Here is a 16,485-nt window from a genome sequence, read left to right on the forward strand (position 1 = left end):
AGTTTGTAAATAAATAATAAAATTGATTTTTTATTAAATTTACGTAAATTTTTATCAAAGAATGCGCGATGTTGTATAAAAATTCATCGACTGTCACCAAAACCACCAAAAGCTGCCTGAATAATGATATGGTGATGGCATCTTATGTAATTGGATAGTGCGATGAAAAGACACCCGCATTTACAGCCATTATCTCGCGAGCATCACCCTGGGCTTTTGATTAGTAATAAGGCGATGCAGGCGGATGAATCAGATTATATGATGCATTGGTAGGCGTTGATAAATTGTCTGACCATACAGATCCCAATGCACTTTAATGTTGAGAAGACGTATATTGCTGATGTCATACTCGCCAAGTTCAATGAAGACGAAGCGAAGATGCTCGCTACAGAGATGCTAAAGCAGCACGATGATATTGAAGCCTTGATGGGCATAAAGCAGCCCGGCGTATCTGATGTGCAGGCGCTGGCTTGGGCATTGTATGATCATATCCGCTTTGAGGAGTGTGAAGTGTTTGCGAAGGCGCAGACGGTATTAAGCGAAGCTGAATTAAAGGTGATCTATGATGCGTCTGATGATCGCGTCAAAAGATATGCCAAGAATCGCTAATTTATTAAAATTAAGCTAATAGAATGGCTCTTATATATTCCAATAAATTAATTAGAATATAAAAATTATAAATTATTTTTATAAAAAAATATGTGATATAATCACATAAAACCAAATAAATGCCCAGACCATAGGAGTATGATATGGCAGGCAAAACCCTTTACGATAAACTTTGGGACGACCATTTGGTCAAACAACGTGATGACGGTTCATCACTCATCTATATTGACCGCCAACTGTTACATGAAGTAACGTCTCCCCAAGCCTTTGAAGGCTTAGAGCTTAATAACCGTAAGCCGTGGCGACTGTCGGCAAATATCGCAACGCCCGACCACAACGTTCCTACATCTAGCAAAGAGCGTGAACAGGGCATTGCAGGGATTGCTGATGACACCTCTCGCATTCAGGTTAAGACCCTTGATGACAACTGCAAGTCGTTTAATGTCGTACAATTTGGCATCAATGACGTACGCCAAGGCATTGTTCATGTAGTTGGGCCCGAGCAGGGTTTGACCCTACCAGGGATGACGGTGGTGTGTGGGGATAGCCATACCGCCACGCATGGGGCGTTGGGCTGTTTGGCTCACGGTATCGGCACAAGTGAAGTGGAGCACGTCCTTGCCACGCAGTGCCTTGTGCAAAAGAAAATGAAAAATATGCTGGTGAGAGTGGACGGTAAATTGGGCAAAGGCGTTACGCCAAAAGACGTTGTACTTGCTATCATCGGTAAAATCGGCACGGCAGGTGGGACAGGACACGCCATTGAATTTGGTGGACAGGTGTTCCGTGATATGTCCATTGAAGGGCGTATGACCGTGTGTAATATGGCGATTGAAGGCGGTGCTAGAGTCGGTCTTGTGGCGGTGGATGATAAGACGATTGACTATGTCAAAGGTCGCCCCTATGCCCCAACAGGCGATGATTGGGAGCGTGCGGTTGCTTATTGGAACACTTTGCATTCTGATGATGACGCTCATTTTGATACGGTGATTGTGCTAAATGGCGATGAGATTGAGCCACAGGTGTCTTGGGGTACGTCCCCCGAAATGGTCATTCCTATTAGCCAGAACGTACCAACCCTAGCCGGTGCCAAAGATGACGTACAACGTAGTAACTGGACTCGTGCCTATCAGTATATGGGGCTAACGGCAGGGCAGCCGTTATCCGACATTCGGCTTGACCGAGTTTTTATCGGCTCTTGCACCAACTCACGCATTGAAGATATTCGTGCGGCGGCAGAAGTCGTTAAAGGTCGCAAGGTCGCCCCAAGTATCAAGCAAGCGATGATTGTGGCAGGTTCGGGTTTGGTTAAAGAGCAAGCCGAGCAAGAAGGGCTTGATAAAATCTTTACCGAAGCAGGCTTTGAATGGCGTGAACCGGGCTGTTCTATGTGCCTTGCGATGAATGCTGATAAATTGCAATCAGGCGAGCATTGTGCCAGTACAAGTAACCGTAACTTTGAAGGTCGTCAAGGCAATGGCGGTCGCACGCACCTTGTCAGTCCTGCTATGGCAGCAGCGGCGGCAATTGCAGGGCATTTTGTGGACGTGCGGACGTTTTGAGATAAGGAATAAAAGATGAAAAAATACACCACCGAAATCGGCATTGTTGCTCCGTTAGACCGTGCCAATGTGGACACCGATTTGATTATCCCCAAGCAGTTTCTAAAATCCATTAAACGCACAGGCTTTGGCGATAATTTATTTGACGAGTTGCGTTATTTGGACGAAGGCTTTTTGGGGCAGGACATTGCCAAACGCCCAAAAAACCCTGATTTTGTGCTAAACCAAGAGCGTTATCAAGGGGCAACGATTTTGCTTGCCCGTGCTAATTTTGGTTGTGGGTCTAGCCGTGAGCACGCCCCTTGGGCATTAAATGAATACGGTTTTCGTACTGTGATTGCTCCAAGTTTTGCCGATATTTTTTATAATAACTGCTTTAAAAATGGTATGCTCCCTGTGATTTTATCAGAGAGAGACATTGATGAATTATTTAAAGAGTGTTTTGATAATGTAGGCTATCAATTAACCGTGGATTTGGCAAATCAAAAGGTGATTAGCCCAAGTGGCAAAGAATATGCTTTTGAAGTGGACGTATTTCGTAAGCATTGCTTATTAAATGGCTTAGATGATATTGGTTTGACTTTGCAAAATGCTGATGATATTAAAGCCTTTGAAGAAAAAGCCCGTGCGGATAGACCTTGGGTGTTTAGGGAATTAACGGCTTGATTTTTTATAATTTGATAGTTGGTGATAAATGTAGGAGCGAATTGCAATTCGCCCAAAATGATAATGTTATATAGGTCAAATATAATTTGCCCCTACCAATATTTTTAAAACATCATTTATTTATCATATTTTTAGTCTTGAATAAGTACAAAAAGGAAACCCCATGACAAAACACATTGCCATTTTAGAAGGTGACGGTATCGGTCCTGAAATCATCGCCCAAGCCGTGAAGGTACTCGACAAACTCATCGCTGACGGTTTGGACGTAAGCTATGAATACGCCTATTTGGGCGGTTCGGCATATGACAAATACGGCTCGCCATATCCTAGCCAGACCCAAGCCATTTGCCAAAAGGCGGATGCGGTGCTATTAGGTGCGGTTGGCTCGCCCCAGTATGACAACCTTGACCGTCCACTGCGTCCTGAGCGCGGGCTATTGGCAATTCGTAAAGATTTAAATTTATTTGCCAATTTGCGTCCTGCCATTTTGTACAAAGAGCTTGCAAATGCGTCCACTTTAAAGCCCGAAGTTGTATCGGGACTTGATATTTTAATCGTACGAGAATTAACAGGCGATATTTATTTTGGCGAGCCTCGTGGGATTATTACCAACGACAAAGGCGAGCGTGAGGGCTTTAACACCATGCGTTATAGCGAAAGCGAGATTCGCCGTATCGCTCATGTGTCGTTCCAATCCGCCCAAAAACGTGGCAAAAAGCTGTGTAGCGTGGATAAGGCGAATGTGTTAGAGACGACCGAGCTGTGGAAAGAGATTCTCAACGATGTTGCCAAAGAGTACCCTGACGTTGAATTGTCGCATATGTATGTGGATAATTGCGCCATGCAACTGGTTAAAGCTCCCAAGCAGTTTGATGTGATTACCACAGGTAATATTTTTGGCGATATTTTGTCCGATCAAGCGTCCATGCTCACAGGCTCTATCGGTATGCTACCATCAGCGAGTCTAAACGAGACAGGCAAAGGGCTGTATGAGCCGTCTCATGGCTCTGCCCCTGACATTGCAGGGCAGGATAAGGCGAATCCATTGGCGACCATTTTGTCACTTGCGATGCTTGTGCGTTATAGTCTAAATGATGAAAATCGTGCGGTTCAGATAGAGCAGGCGGTACAAAAAGTGCTAGAACAAGGCTATCGCACGGCGGATATTTATGAAGACGGCATGACATTGGTTGGCTGTACAGAGATGGGCGATAGAGTCATTACTGCGTTATAATAATAATGATGATGGCAATAGCAGGGTTTGGCAATACATCAAATCCTGCTTTCTTATGATAAATTCATATTTGTAAATTGTTATCATTATGTTATAATAATGTTTTACAGTTTGTGAAATATTTAAAAAAAATTGGCTTGATATTCTTTATAAAATCCAATATAATACGCCATTGATAATTATTATCGTTCGTATTATAGCTTATCACTCGACAGCATAGGTGTAGCAGGCAGTCATCATCATGAATAATGTGAATTCTACTTCGAATAATGGCATCAAAGCCATGGCGGTTGGTGTGGCGATTGCGCTGCATGGTTTGGCAGGGTTGGGCTTGGCGCACATGCAGATGCCGGAGCTTAAGCCGCTAAAGATCACACCGCCCATCAAGATAGAAATCATTGAGCCCATCAAAGAGCCTGAAATCGTTGAAATAAAAATCAACAATCTAGAATCGCCTGAACCACCCAAGCCGATCATGGCACCAAAAATTGAAAAAAATCCGGATCCACGTCCTGCGCCTGCGCCTGCAAAGCCAAAAGTAGCAGAAACAAAGCCTATCAAGCCCCAACCGGTGAAGCCCGCCCAAACCCCTAAGGTGACTGAACCAGAGGTTGAAAAACCACAAGTAACACAGCCCTCAGTAGATCAGGCGCAACTCATCGCTGCACAGCAACGCGCACAAGAGCAGGCAAGATGGGAGGCTCAGCAACGTGCTGAAGCTGATAGATTAGCTCGTGAAAAAGCAGCTGCCGAAGCTCGTGCAAGGGCAGATGCAGAGGCCAAAGCTAAAGCCGAAGCTGACGCTAAAGCAAGAGCAAGAGCCGAAGCTGATGCCAAAGCTGCCGCCGCAGCCGCAAAAAATAGCACTGATGCAGGTAGTGGCAAAGGTCATAACTCAGGCGACAGCATAGGACCTGTGTCTTTAAGTGCTGCCGAAGTCGATGCAAGCTGGAGAAGAAAGCCAAACTTAGCTCAACTATGCTCTCCTAGACTAACAGGTAAAACGGTGAATGTCACTGTTAAGCTAACGATTGATGAAAAAGGCTCTATCCAAAATGCTAGCGTTACCCAGTCATCAGGCGACAAATCCTTTGATAGAGATGTTGCCAGAGCTTATAAAAGTGGCAGGTTAAAGCCTTTTATTAGAAATGGTCAGGCGGTTAAAGGCTTTGCAAATGTACCAACAGCCATTACTATCCCTAGTGGTGCTTGTTAATTTAAATTATTAGTTTGATATTATAAACTTTACCTTTTGTGAGGAATTGTTATGGATTTTGCATTTTATTGGGGTCATACAGACGCCGTTAGTAAAACCCTGTTCTTTATTCTATTTGCTTTATCTATCATCTCGTGGGTAGTTGGCATCATTCGTGTGGCACAGTCGTGCAAATTAGCAGGCAGCATCGGCGATAGCCTAAAGCAGTCAATCTCCAGTTCAGCTACTGATCTAGACGGGCTTGATTTCGGCCAAAAGAAAATGGTCGTTGAGCAAAAGCTGCTTCAAAACGTCGCTCGCTATCGCTACGAGATGGAAAAAGGTCTGCCAATCTTAGGCACGACAGCATCGATTGCGCCATTCATTGGCCTGTTCGGTACGGTTTGGGGTATTTTCCATGCCTTGCACAGCATCTCTAAGAGCGGTCAGGCTGGTCTGGCACAGGTGGCAGGCCCTGTGGGTGAGGCGCTCATCATGACTGGCTTAGGTCTGGCGGTGGCGATTCCTGCGGTGGTGTTTTATAACATAGCGACACGCATGAACAAGCGCGCAATTCATGTTGCGAATGATGCAGCGCACCAGATTTTAGCTCAGACGGCGCGATAAGGAGTCTGTTATGGCGTTTGAATTAGGCGATCAGGACAATGGCGGCATGAATGAGATGAACCTCATTCCGCTCATTGACATCATGCTTGTGTTGATGATTATCTTCTTAGTCACGGCAACCGTGCTAAATCCTACCGTACCGCTCGATCTGCCAAAGACCAGCGCAAGTGTGAATGAGCAGCCGCCAGAAGTGCTACAAGTTAGCATCGACAGCCAAGGCGACATCTACTGGGACAGCCAAAAAATCAGCCTAGAAGAACTACAAAAACGCTTCGCTGATGAAGCCGCCAAAGGCAATGACCCACAGGTGCATCTGCGTGCTGATCGTGAAGGTAAATACGACATGGTCGCACAAGTTTTGGCGACAGCGAGCACGGCAGGATTGTCTAAGATTGCTTTTGTAAATGAGTGATTCATGAGTAATCGATGATGAATGTATAATAAAAAGCCTTGTGTGATACAAGGCTTTTTATTATAGATGATTTATTCATCGATGATGGCAATGCCCATCTTACCAAGCTTTTGATGCCATGCTTGGGCGTGGTTATTCTGAGCATTATCAGCATTGATGATGTGTGCTACCAACCCAGCCGTCGCCAAGCCAGATACCTTACGCATGACGCCACGATCGGGCAGGATGTGTGCATCGATGAGAAGGTAAATGAGCGCATCAGATGCTTTGGCGGTACTGATGGCTTTATCAATGCTACTCTTATCATCAACTACACCAAATTCATGGCAGATATTGATCGATGGATAGGTGATGGGTGTGTCAGTCGGGCGCTCTAGGATGACGCTAATGAATGATTTGTCACTGATGTCCATCGCAGGGGGTGTGATGATGGCACTGCTTGGCGTGTAGTCATCAGGGTCGATGACGCGCTGACTAAATGCATTTAATAAAGTAGCGTAGTAAGGCTTTTTTTGATCGATTTGAAAATCGTGGCGTGACTTGATAAGGCAGGTCATGTATGCGATGAATCTTGGTAGAATGCCATATAATGCGATGCTTAGCATGACCAGCCAGGCAAATTTGGCATTCTGTTCGCTTGATGGTGCGCTCATGTTTGGCAAGTCAAAGCCAAGCAAATTCGGCAGTAACCCAAAGATCTGCATCATCTGCATAAAATGAGCATCGGTAAGCAGTGTTGATTCCCAAGTAAAATCGTAACGACGAAATAAGAATAAGCATAACAATGCCACACTGGCCCCAGTCAGTGATGACAGCCATGCACCATGCATCAGCGCACCAAGATACCAGCGGCGCACAGGGCGATGGATGTCAATCTGTAACTCTAAGGCGTGCTGCATGGGTGGATTATCACCTGCGTCAATGATCTTATACAGTAGCGGCTTTTCGATGGTAAGCTGTGACAAAGCCCCACCCAAAAATGACAAGCCATCACGACGAATCAGCCCGATAACCCACCATAGCAGCGATAGGCTGTGCCAACCCAGTAGCGCGAGCAGCACATAGAAGAAGTTGATGATCTGAGTGCCAAGTAAGCCCATCACACCAACAAAACCCATCAAAAAATAAATGATATAAACCAACCGACCAGAGCCTTTGATGTAGAATTTGGCTTGGTCTAGGGCGGACTCTATCTTGCCATTACTGTCAATCTTATGCGCGCGGATGAATAGCTTATCCAGCGGCGAGGCAGATTCGGACTTGACAGCTTCGGTGATGGTCTTTGGGTGCTGTGCGAAGATATAGTGGCTTTCTTCTAATCTTCGTACAAGATCGGTATGTTCGTGGGTGTGTCTGATGGTCATGATCAGCTCGACTCTAGGGATTGTAGTTCTTGATGAAGTTGTGCTAACTTTGTACGTATTGTATCATCATCTCGCACGGACAGCTGCTTGGTGAGTTTTTTTATTTGGGTGCGAAGCTTCGCTGCGGCGATGGTGTTTTTGGCGGTGTTGGCATTGATGGACTGTGTGGTTTGGGTAGATTCGCTGATGACATTTGCCATCGCTGATTCTACGGTACTAACCACAGGCTTGGTGCCTTGCTTGATGCTGCGTTCGACGCGGTTTAAATGATGGTGATAGCGGCGGCGCAGATTTGACTGCTCATCGATGCGCTGCTCATCGCTCAGTATTCGGGGGTAATCCACCAGTTCGATGCAGTCCACAGGGCAAGGGGTTAGACACAGCTCGCAGCCTGTGCATAGATCGGTGATGATGCTGTGCATGTGCTTGGCGGTGCCGATGATGGCATCGACAGGGCAGGCGGGTATGCATTTGGTGCAGCCGATGCAGTCAGGTTCGTTGATGATGGCGCGTACTTCGATAGGGCGCTGAGTTTGTTTGTCGGTGCGCCGTTTGCTGGGCGTGGCTGCACTACTGACAATACCTAGAATGTCTGCGATGCGATCAGTGACATCTTGCCCACCTGGTACGCACAGATTTGGTGCTTCGCCATTCATCACGATGCCATGAGCATAAGGCAGACAGCCATCATGATGACCGCACAGACCGCACTGAGTCTGTGGCAGTACAGCATCGATCTGCGCGATGGCGATGCGTTTGTCATCTGGTATATCATCTAGCCTAAGCGGGCTAAACAGGACGGGCAAATCTTCTAATCGGGTGAATGTGATGGTCATGGCTGGCAAGCGCTGGCTGTTCGTTAATCTAATTGGTGGTTAAGTGGGCAGATGAATGACGCTTTGGATAAGCGTGTGTGCGATCGTGCCTACTTTTGGCGTTAGGGGTAGATTATCTACATCAAAAAATCTAGCATCTTTAATCTCATCTGCCTGAGGGCAAATCTCACCACCGGCATAATCAGCGATAAACCCAAGCATTAGGTTCGTCGGATATGGCCATGGCTGGCTGCTGTGGTAGCGTAAGTTGGAGACTGACAGACCGACCTCCTCCATAACCTCGCGATAAACGGCACTCTCTATCGACTCGCCTGCCTCCATGAATCCTGCGATGAGTCCATACATGCCAGTATCACCATGTCTGTGATGCAGTGCAAGCAGGATCTGGCGCTTAGCGGTTGTTGGGTGAATGCGTGTGATGGCGGTGATGATGCACGGCTGTACACGTGGATAGACGCGGTGACGGCATCTTTGGCACATCATGGCGTGTTCGCTCTGATGACGATGTGTGCGACCACCACAGCGCGAACAGAATTGATGATCTTGCTGCCATAATATCAGTTGAATCGCTCGGCTAATGGTGTGTGCTAAGGCGTCATCTAGCGTGTTCACGGCATTTCTATAACTTAAAAATGACAAAGATTTGTGTGTGCTGGTGTCGTATTTATCACCATAGGCGTGAATAAGTTTTGTCTTGATGGCAGCGTCTTTTGAGATGGCGAAGGTGTTAGATGGCGTAACTTGAGAAGCGTGTCCGTTATGCACTTCACCAAAGCCAAGCAAGACCGCTTCGCCAAGCGAGACCGCTTCATCTAGCATCACCCCTTGAATCGTGATGGGCAAGCCATCTTCATCGCACAGGACACTGTCCTTATCTATGATCAGATATTCTACATGATTCATCATGACAGCACCGTCGCACGCCAAGTGCTGTCTGCATCCATGTCACCAGCAGAAGTGCATATCAAACCCGCCAAATCAGACAAATCCTGAAAGCCCGTCACGCTTGACTTGGCATCTGCATGATCGTCGCCGTATTCCATCTTTATCGCCATCTGCCCGCCTGTCATCGCAAGATAGACTTCAGCCAGAATCTCGGAGTCAAGTAAAGCTCCGTGGAATGTACGATCTTGATTGCCAACATCTAAGCGACGAACCAGAGCGTCAAGTGAGTTTTTTTGGCCAGGATAGAGTTCCTTGGCGATGGCAAGTGAGTCGGTGGTTTGGATGCGATCTAGAAAGTCGGTCAGACCAACTTTATCAAATTCCATCTTCAAGAATCGCATATCGAACGCGGCATTATGTGCGATGACCTCGCTACCTATCATAAAATCATAAATCTGCTGCGCAACATCGGCAAACTTTGGTTTATCTAGTAAGAATTCATTTGAGATGCCGTGAACGCGGATAACTTCATCATCCATCTCTCTTTCAGGATTGATGTAGACGTGTAGCTTGTTACCGGTGAATTTACGATCGACTATCTCAACGATGCCCACCTCTACGATGCGGTCGCCACCTTGATCCTCAAAACCAGTGGTCTCCGTATCCATGATGAGCTGGCGAGCGCGTGAACCATAATTATTCGGCGATGGTAGAATCGCCCAAAAGTCGCCATTAGCGCGCTGAGTATTACCATCGTAATCGGGATTTTGGTTGTTGTCAGGGCTTATCTTAAAAGTGTGGTCATTCATGACTGCGGCTTGTTTTGGATTATTGGTGTTATTTGGTTCGCTTTGGTTGGATGTATCAGCATCAGTTGGGTGGTCGCAATTGTCAGAACTGATGTATTCTTCACCTGCACCGATGACGCCTTGATTGGCCAGTTGGTCTGCCATCTCATTGCCTTCGTGTCCTGCGTGCCCCTTGATCCATTGCCAATCGATCATGCGACCTTGGGTCAGTGCATCGAGATCCTGCCACAGTTCAACGTTTAGAACGGGTTTTTTGTCGGCTTTGCGCCAGCCGTTCTTTTTCCAGTTGTGTATCCATTGGGTGATGCCGTCTTTAACGTAGCCTGAATCTGTCCATATCTGTATGGGCGTGTCGGTAGGGGTGTGCTTTAGAGCGGTGATTGCGCCTAATAGCTCCATGCGGTTGTTGGTGGTGTCAGCTTCCCCGCCCCAGAGGTTATGGATGTCGCCATTAGGGTGGATGATGTGCGCGCCAAATCCGCCCGCCGATGCGCCTTGTTTGCCATTGCCTTTACAGGCACCGTCAGTGTAGGCGATGATATAGTTATTCATGATAAAACTGTGATTTAAATAATATGGATAAACCGAACATTATAAATCATCGCTTGGCTTTTGTCATTTTAGATCATTAATTTAAACATTATTGATACAAGTGGCATATTTTAAGGAAGTTCATCAAATCAGGCAGTGCATTCGTGGCAGCGGGTGAGTGCTTTGGGATTAATTTAGCAGTGGGTAATTCATGAATTTATCGGATAGATTTGCTATAATAATTGAATATTTTTTTGTTAAAAGCGATGACCATGAGCGATTTATCCCACCGTTTTAACCGCCTGTTTCGCACAGATGCGATCAGCCCACCTAAGAATGTCGAGCCGTTAGATGTGTCGAATGCGCCATTATATTTGGAAATTGGTGCTGGCAAGGGCAAGCACGCCTTATTATTCGCCAAGCAGAGTCCTGATAGGCATTTGATCGCGATTGAGCGCACCAGCGAGAAATTCGAAGCATTCGATAAGCTTGCCAAGGCGGAGAACCTGCCTAATCTCAACGCCGTCCATGCTGACGCCATCGCTTACACCGCGCATCACATCGCCCCAAACTCGCTTGATGGCGCATTCATTCTATACCCCAATCCTGAGCCAGCCAACAAGAATCAGCGTTGGCTGAATATGCCGTTTTTTGAATTTTTGGTGTCGCGACTAAAGCCAGGTGCGACCATCATCCTTGCCAGTAACATCGGCGAGTACATTGATGAGGCGCAGCAGCTGCTTGATGAGGTATGGTTATTGCCTTATGAGCGATTCGAGATTGATGCAGAATCGGCACGTACGCATTTTGAGATTAAATATCTGGCGCGCGGAGAGAAGTGCCAAGAGCTCATCATTCTAAAGCCGAACTATTACCAAACTCGATTCGATCAGATTGATGACCCAAAAGAATAATTCTGCCCCAGCCGTCGCCATCATAGGCGCAGGCGCATCGGGTCTAATGGCGGCGGAAGTGCTGTCAGCGCGCGGTATTGAGGTTCATGTATTTGAGCAGATGCCCACTGCAGGACGTAAAATTTTGATGGCGGGTAAGACAGGGCTGAACATTTCGCATAGTGAGCCTTTGGATGACTTTGTGATACGTTACACACCAAGCGATGTGATGGCGAAGTTTATCCGAGATTTTCATGCTGAGGACATACGCACGTGGATGAATGGACTTGGTATCGACAGCTATGTCGGCTCTAGCGGGCGCATATTTCCTGTGCAGATGAAGGCGTCTGACCTGCTGCGTGCGTGGCTATCTAGGCTGAGCGAACAAGGCGTGCAATTTCATTATCGTCATGCCTGTATGGGTGTGCAGGATAATTTGGTAAATTTTATAAAAAAAGATAAGCGTGGGGATGAGCTTGATCGCTTTGAGCGTCGGTTTGATGCGATTGTCTTGGCGTGTGGTGGTGGATCTTATGCGCACCTTGGTAGTGATGGTGCTTGGCAAGCTTGGTTCGGTGATGATGAATTAACACCGCTGTATGCCAGTAATGCTGGTGTGGTGCGTTCGTGGTCGCCATTCATGAATGATGTCTTTGGACAGGCATTAAAGCGCATCACCATCACGGCAGGCGACGAATCTGCACATGGTGATGTGGTGATTAGTCATTATGGCATGGAGAGTGGGCTGATTTATAAGTTAAATCGTGCCATGCGTACGATGCTTAACGAGTCGGGGCGTATTCGATTGCAGATTGACCTGATGCCAGACAAGTCCATTGACGACATCGCAAAAGCACTTAACAAATCAAAAAAACAATCACTGAATAACAGCCTACGCAAAGCAGGGCTGGATGCCACAAAAATAGCCTTATTAAGAGAATGCACACATAAGACCGACTGGTCGGATTTATCAAAAATGGCAGCATTTGTTAAGAATTTGCCTGTTGATTTTGATGGGTTTCGACCGATGGATGAGGCGATCAGCACGGGCGGTGGCGTAAGACTGTCCGCGGTAAATGATCAATTGCAATCACGTTGTAACCCTCATCTATTCATCGCAGGCGAGATGTTGGACTGGGATGCGCCAACTGGTGGCTATCTGCTGACCGCTTGCCTTGCAATGGGACGTATGGTGGGGCAGAGCGTTGCTGATTTTATCCAAAATTGACAACCGTTGGACTTGAGCGGCTAAGATGGCTGATGTTGGTATGTGCATCGGTTAAGTTTATCATCAAAACCACCCATTAAAGCCCTAAAATCTGCTACAATAGCAATCAATTTTTATCATATTTATTTACTAACTTTGGGGATTGTTATGACTCGTTTTGCTAATTTTTGTGCCGGCCCTGCATCAATGCCGACCGCCGTCTTAGAAAAGGCCCAAAATGAGATGCTTGATTGGCGTGGCACAGGCGCGTCTGTCATGGAGATCAGCCATCGCAGCGCTGACTACATTGAGATCGCCAGTAAGGCAGAGGCCGATCTGCGTAAGCTGATGAACATCAGTGATGATTATGCGGTACTGTTTTTGCAAGGTGGTGCAGCATTGCAGTTCTCGGCGATTCCTTTGAATCTACTCAATGGCGGAACAGCCGACTACCTAAACACAGGCGCATGGTCAAAAAAGGCTTACAAAGAAGCCAAGCGTTATGAAAACTTAGGTTTGGGCAAGGTTAACCTAGTCGCTACCGGTAATGGCGCTGATGTACCAAGTCAAGATTCTTGGCAGCTGACGGATGGTGCGGCATATTTTCATTATTGCCCAAATGAGACCATCCACGGCGTACAGATCTTTGAGACGCCAAAAGTCAATGCGCCAATCGTGGCTGACATGTCATCTTGCATCCTGTCCGAGCCGATTAATGTGAATGATTTTGGTATGATTTATGCAGGTGCACAAAAGAACATCGGACCTGCCGGATTGACTTTGGTGATTATCCGCAAGGATCTGCTAGAGCAAGCGTCGTCTTGGTGTCCGAATATCATGAATTATAAAAATCAATTCGACAATGACAGCATGCTAAACACACCATCGACCTATGCATGGTATCTGTCAGGATTGGTGTTTGAGTGGCTATTGGATAATGGTGGTGTTGAGGCGATTGCTAAGATTAACCGAGCCAAAGCACAGACGCTATACCGCGCCATCGATGAGAGTGATTTTTATCGCAATACGGTTAACCCAAAACACCGCTCCATCATGAATGTGCCATTCCAGTTGACGGACACCGAGTTGGATAAGCTATTCTTAGAAGAAAGTAAAAAAGCAGGCCTATTAAATTTAAAAGGTCACCGTGTCGTCGGTGGTATGCGAGCGAGTATCTATAACGCCATCACGCTTGAGCAAGTAGAATCCTTGGTTGATTTTATGAAAGCTTTCGAGCAAAAACACGGCTAATGTGGCGGTCACATGGAGAAACCACGGCAGGACGCAGGCTCTTGTGCGTGGTTTTTTATCTCAGGCGTATCAATATAAAACAACAAGGATAAGATCATGCTAAATATTCATGCGTTAAAAGCATTTAATGATAATTATATCTGGGTGCTGGTCAAGGGCGATCAAGCCATCATCATCGATGCAGGCGATGCACAGCCAGTCTTGGATTATCTAGCAGATAATGCGCTTAAACCCATTGCTATGATCATCACACACCATCACGATGATCACACAGGCGGCGTGGCGAAGATTAAAAATACCTATCCTGGCATTCAGATCATCGCCCACAGCACCCATGGAGTTAATGCCACTCAATGTGTGGATGAGGGTGATGAGTTTGAATTGCTGGGTGTTGTATTTAAGGTATGGCGAACAGCAGGGCATACAGACACCCATTTATCCTATCTGTGCGATATGGACAATAGGAAGCATGTATTCTGTGGTGATACGCTGTTTAGCGGTGGCTGCGGGCGCGTGCTCACAGGAACGATGGGCGAGCTTTTTGATAGCATGATGCGATTTAATGGTTTGGCGGATGACACGCTATTTTATCCTGCGCATGAATACACATTGTCCAACCTTAAATTTGGTCATACAGTTTGTGCTGATGATTATAAAATGGCAATTGAAAATGCCATCGCTGAGACTAAAGTCAAGCTCACTCGTGGCGAGATTTCATTGCCTACTACGCTGGGTAATGAAAGACAAATCAATGTGTTCTTGCAAGTGCATCACGAGCAGATGATAGATACTATCAAGGATAAATACCCACTTGCTGATGAATTGCCACTGAGTGTATTCACCGCGCTACGCGAACTAAAGAATAACTTCTAAGATTTTTGCACTCATGAGTATTATTTCTTTGGTGGCGTTGGCACTTGGTATGTCGATGGATGCCTTTGCCACCGCCATCGCCAAAGGGGCGACCTACCAGAACCCTAGCCTTACCAGAGCATTGAAGGCGGGTGTTGTTGTTTGGGGTGATCGAAGGGGTTGCACCCATCATTGGCTGGCTGCTTGGAGAGGCGGCGCAAGGCTGGCTGTCTCATGTGGATCATTGGGTGGCTTTTGCGCTGCTTGGCTTTTTGGCGTTTAAATTCATGCGCGATGCACTCAAAGGCGATGTGCAGATCAAAGATGATCAGCAAAACATGGCAAAAAGTGGCTTTGGACTCATGTTAATCACCGCAGTGGCAACGAGCGTTGATTCGCTGGTCGTGGGTGTGTCACTTGCCTTTTTGGAGGTGAATATCTGGCTGGCTGCCGCCCTAATTGGCTTGGCGACGATGATTATGGTTACACTTGGGCTGTATCTGGGTAACCGACTGGGGCGTCGTTTTGGTAGGGTTGCCATGTTCGTTGGTGGGGTGGTGTTGCTCATGATCGGCACGATGATTCTAGTCAGTCATCTGATGAGCGCGAGCTGACGTGATTTGTCTAGACGAGCGGCATAGAAAAAACATCAAAAATATGCTATCATTAATTGTTATAATCATTCAAAGAGCAACATGCGACACATCCCAAAAACCCCACAAGAAGCCCGCCACGCCCCAAGAAAACGCTTTGGGCAGAACTTCCTTCATGACACCAGCGTGATTCGTCAGATCGTTGATAGCATTCGCTTATCACGTGGCGATAACTTGCTTGAGATTGGGCCTGGACTTGGTGCATTGACTGAGCCGCTCTTGTCTGAGGTTGATGGCATGACTGTGGTGGAACTTGACCGCGATTTGGCAAGTTCATTAAAAATCAACATCGGCGCGAACAGCCATGAAGATTTTACCATCATTAATGATAATGCTATGCACGTAGATTATCGCGAACTTGCGCACAAAGTGGGTAAGGGTGCATTCAGAGTGGTGGGCAATCTGCCTTATAATATCTCAACGCCCATCCTGTTTCGCCTGTTGGAATTTAGCGATGTTATCACCGACATGCATTTTATGCTACAAAAAGAAGTCGTTGATCGCATCACCGCTGAGCCGAATACCAAGGCATACGGGCGACTGTCCGTCATCATGCAGTACTATTGTATGGCAGATTATCTCTTGACAGTGCCAAAAGGCGCATTCAACCCACCACCAAAAGTCACCTCTGCGGTGTTTCGTCTAACCCCATTTAAACAAAAACCCATCACCGCCCAAGATGAAGCGTTATTTGCGACCATCGTTCGTGAAACGTTCAACCATCGCCGCAAGACCTTGCGCGCGATATTCAAGACCGTGAGCCTATTACCAAAACTACAAGAACAAGACTTTGAATCTGTCGGCATCGATCCTCAGGCACGTCCAGAGTCGCTATCAGTGGCAGATTTTGTTCGCCTGTCTGACCTAGCGGTTCAAAAGCAAGTCAATTAATAAAAACC

General features: G+C 46.6%; 17 protein-coding genes. 13 read left to right on the forward strand and 4 right to left on the reverse strand.

From position 1 onward, the window contains the following. The first annotated feature begins 306 nt into the window (after positions 1–306). The 7 genes from AAX10_RS04395 (at position 307) to AAX10_RS04425 (ending at position 6,305) form a co-directional block, all read left to right on the forward strand. Positions 307–609, forward strand: a complete 303-nt coding sequence (locus AAX10_RS04395; RefSeq protein ID WP_046699946.1) for a hypothetical protein — start codon at positions 307–309, stop codon at positions 607–609. Positions 610–752: 143 nt separating this feature from the next. Beyond that, positions 753–2,171, forward strand: coding sequence for a 3-isopropylmalate dehydratase large subunit (gene leuC / locus AAX10_RS04400; protein ID WP_046699947.1), 1,419 nt, complete (start codon positions 753–755; stop codon positions 2,169–2,171). 15 nt (positions 2,172–2,186) lie between these two features. Continuing rightward, positions 2,187–2,837 carry a 3-isopropylmalate dehydratase small subunit gene (leuD, locus tag AAX10_RS04405; protein WP_046699948.1) on the forward strand — a complete coding sequence of 217 codons (651 nt, stop codon included), beginning with the start codon at positions 2,187–2,189 and terminating at the stop codon, positions 2,835–2,837. 163 nt (positions 2,838–3,000) lie between these two features. Beyond that, on the forward strand, positions 3,001–4,071 hold the full coding sequence (gene leuB / locus AAX10_RS04410) for a 3-isopropylmalate dehydrogenase (protein ID WP_046699949.1): 1,071 nt from the start codon (positions 3,001–3,003) through the stop codon (positions 4,069–4,071). Positions 4,072–4,312: 241 nt separating this feature from the next. Then, positions 4,313–5,287 carry an energy transducer TonB gene (locus AAX10_RS04415; protein ID WP_080947037.1) on the forward strand — a complete coding sequence of 325 codons (975 nt, stop codon included), beginning with the start codon at positions 4,313–4,315 and terminating at the stop codon, positions 5,285–5,287. A gap of 51 nt (positions 5,288–5,338) precedes the next feature. Next, the gene (locus AAX10_RS04420) at positions 5,339–5,893 is read left to right on the forward strand and encodes a MotA/TolQ/ExbB proton channel family protein (protein ID WP_036362452.1); all 555 of its coding nucleotides are present in this window, start codon (positions 5,339–5,341) and stop codon (positions 5,891–5,893) included. 10 nt (positions 5,894–5,903) lie between these two features. Further along, positions 5,904–6,305, forward strand: a complete 402-nt coding sequence (locus AAX10_RS04425; protein WP_036362455.1) for an ExbD/TolR family protein — start codon at positions 5,904–5,906, stop codon at positions 6,303–6,305. A gap of 71 nt (positions 6,306–6,376) precedes the next feature. Here AAX10_RS04425 and AAX10_RS04430 read toward each other — a convergent pair whose 3' ends face one another. From AAX10_RS04430 to dnaQ, 4 genes are read right to left on the reverse strand one after another with little or no spacing between them, the layout of a single operon-like run. Next, a complete protein-coding gene (locus tag AAX10_RS04430) occupies positions 6,377–7,669 on the reverse strand; it encodes a DUF2868 domain-containing protein (RefSeq protein ID WP_080947038.1) in 1,293 nt (430 codons plus the stop codon). A gap of 2 nt (positions 7,670–7,671) precedes the next feature. Next, the gene (locus tag AAX10_RS04435; protein WP_046699950.1) at positions 7,672–8,505 is read right to left on the reverse strand and encodes an RnfABCDGE type electron transport complex subunit B; all 834 of its coding nucleotides are present in this window, start codon (positions 8,503–8,505) and stop codon (positions 7,672–7,674) included. 39 nt (positions 8,506–8,544) lie between these two features. Beyond that, positions 8,545–9,411: an NAD(+) diphosphatase gene (nudC, locus tag AAX10_RS04440; protein ID WP_226997821.1), complete on the reverse strand. Its 867-nt coding sequence runs from the start codon at positions 9,409–9,411 to the stop codon at positions 8,545–8,547. Then, positions 9,408–10,751, reverse strand: coding sequence for a DNA polymerase III subunit epsilon (dnaQ, locus tag AAX10_RS04445; protein WP_046699951.1), 1,344 nt, complete (start codon positions 10,749–10,751; stop codon positions 9,408–9,410). Before dnaQ ends, nudC begins: the two co-directional genes overlap by 4 nt. A 251-nt stretch (positions 10,752–11,002) precedes the next feature. Here dnaQ and trmB point away from each other — a divergent pair, with 251 nt between their 5' ends. The 6 genes from trmB (at position 11,003) to rsmA (ending at position 16,477) form a co-directional block, all read left to right on the forward strand. Further along, positions 11,003–11,644 carry a tRNA (guanine(46)-N(7))-methyltransferase TrmB gene (gene trmB / locus AAX10_RS04450; protein WP_226997822.1) on the forward strand — a complete coding sequence of 214 codons (642 nt, stop codon included), beginning with the start codon at positions 11,003–11,005 and terminating at the stop codon, positions 11,642–11,644. Then, on the forward strand, positions 11,628–12,851 hold the full coding sequence (locus AAX10_RS04455) for a TIGR03862 family flavoprotein (RefSeq protein WP_046699952.1): 1,224 nt from the start codon (positions 11,628–11,630) through the stop codon (positions 12,849–12,851). Before trmB ends, AAX10_RS04455 begins: the two co-directional genes overlap by 17 nt. 147 nt (positions 12,852–12,998) lie before the next feature. Next, complete coding sequence (gene serC / locus AAX10_RS04460) at positions 12,999–14,081, forward strand: 3-phosphoserine/phosphohydroxythreonine transaminase (RefSeq protein ID WP_046699953.1); 1,083 nt, start codon at positions 12,999–13,001, stop codon at positions 14,079–14,081. Positions 14,082–14,177: 96 nt separating this feature from the next. Then, positions 14,178–14,954, forward strand: coding sequence for a hydroxyacylglutathione hydrolase (gene gloB, locus AAX10_RS04465; protein ID WP_080947039.1), 777 nt, complete (start codon positions 14,178–14,180; stop codon positions 14,952–14,954). Between the two features lie 137 nt (positions 14,955–15,091). Beyond that, complete coding sequence (locus AAX10_RS04470) at positions 15,092–15,547, forward strand: manganese efflux pump MntP (RefSeq protein ID WP_320056788.1); 456 nt, start codon at positions 15,092–15,094, stop codon at positions 15,545–15,547. 81 nt (positions 15,548–15,628) lie between these two features. Further along, positions 15,629–16,477 (forward strand): 16S rRNA (adenine(1518)-N(6)/adenine(1519)-N(6))-dimethyltransferase RsmA, encoded by an 849-nt coding sequence (gene rsmA / locus AAX10_RS04475; RefSeq protein WP_046699955.1) that lies wholly within the window; start codon positions 15,629–15,631, stop codon positions 16,475–16,477. Positions 16,478–16,485 lie beyond the last annotated feature (8 nt).

It is taken from the genome of Moraxella bovoculi, assembly GCF_000988745.2.
In the GTDB taxonomy this organism is placed as follows: Bacteria; Pseudomonadota; Gammaproteobacteria; order Pseudomonadales; family Moraxellaceae; genus Moraxella; species Moraxella bovoculi.

Bases quoted from the DNA above. Each gene is read 5' to 3' on its own strand.
- AAX10_RS04395 (WP_046699946.1), top strand. From the start codon at position 307: ATGCACTTTAATGTTGAGAAGACGTATATTGCTGATGTCATACTCGCC.
- leuC (WP_046699947.1), top strand. From the start codon at position 753: ATGGCAGGCAAAACCCTTTACGATAAACTTTGGGACGACCATTTGGTC.
- leuD (WP_046699948.1), top strand. From the start codon at position 2,187: ATGAAAAAATACACCACCGAAATCGGCATTGTTGCTCCGTTAGACCGT.
- leuB (WP_046699949.1), top strand. From the start codon at position 3,001: ATGACAAAACACATTGCCATTTTAGAAGGTGACGGTATCGGTCCTGAA.
- AAX10_RS04415 (WP_080947037.1), top strand. From the start codon at position 4,313: ATGAATAATGTGAATTCTACTTCGAATAATGGCATCAAAGCCATGGCG.
- AAX10_RS04420 (WP_036362452.1), top strand. From the start codon at position 5,339: ATGGATTTTGCATTTTATTGGGGTCATACAGACGCCGTTAGTAAAACC.
- AAX10_RS04425 (WP_036362455.1), top strand. From the start codon at position 5,904: ATGGCGTTTGAATTAGGCGATCAGGACAATGGCGGCATGAATGAGATG.
- AAX10_RS04430 (WP_080947038.1), bottom strand. From the start codon at position 7,669: ATGACCATCAGACACACCCACGAACATACCGATCTTGTACGAAGATTA.
- AAX10_RS04435 (WP_046699950.1), bottom strand. From the start codon at position 8,505: ATGACCATCACATTCACCCGATTAGAAGATTTGCCCGTCCTGTTTAGC.
- nudC (WP_226997821.1), bottom strand. From the start codon at position 9,411: ATGATGAATCATGTAGAATATCTGATCATAGATAAGGACAGTGTCCTG.
- dnaQ (WP_046699951.1), bottom strand. From the start codon at position 10,751: ATGAATAACTATATCATCGCCTACACTGACGGTGCCTGTAAAGGCAAT.
- trmB (WP_226997822.1), top strand. From the start codon at position 11,003: ATGAGCGATTTATCCCACCGTTTTAACCGCCTGTTTCGCACAGATGCG.
- AAX10_RS04455 (WP_046699952.1), top strand. From the start codon at position 11,628: ATGACCCAAAAGAATAATTCTGCCCCAGCCGTCGCCATCATAGGCGCA.
- serC (WP_046699953.1), top strand. From the start codon at position 12,999: ATGACTCGTTTTGCTAATTTTTGTGCCGGCCCTGCATCAATGCCGACC.
- gloB (WP_080947039.1), top strand. From the start codon at position 14,178: ATGCTAAATATTCATGCGTTAAAAGCATTTAATGATAATTATATCTGG.
- rsmA (WP_046699955.1), top strand. From the start codon at position 15,629: ATGCGACACATCCCAAAAACCCCACAAGAAGCCCGCCACGCCCCAAGA.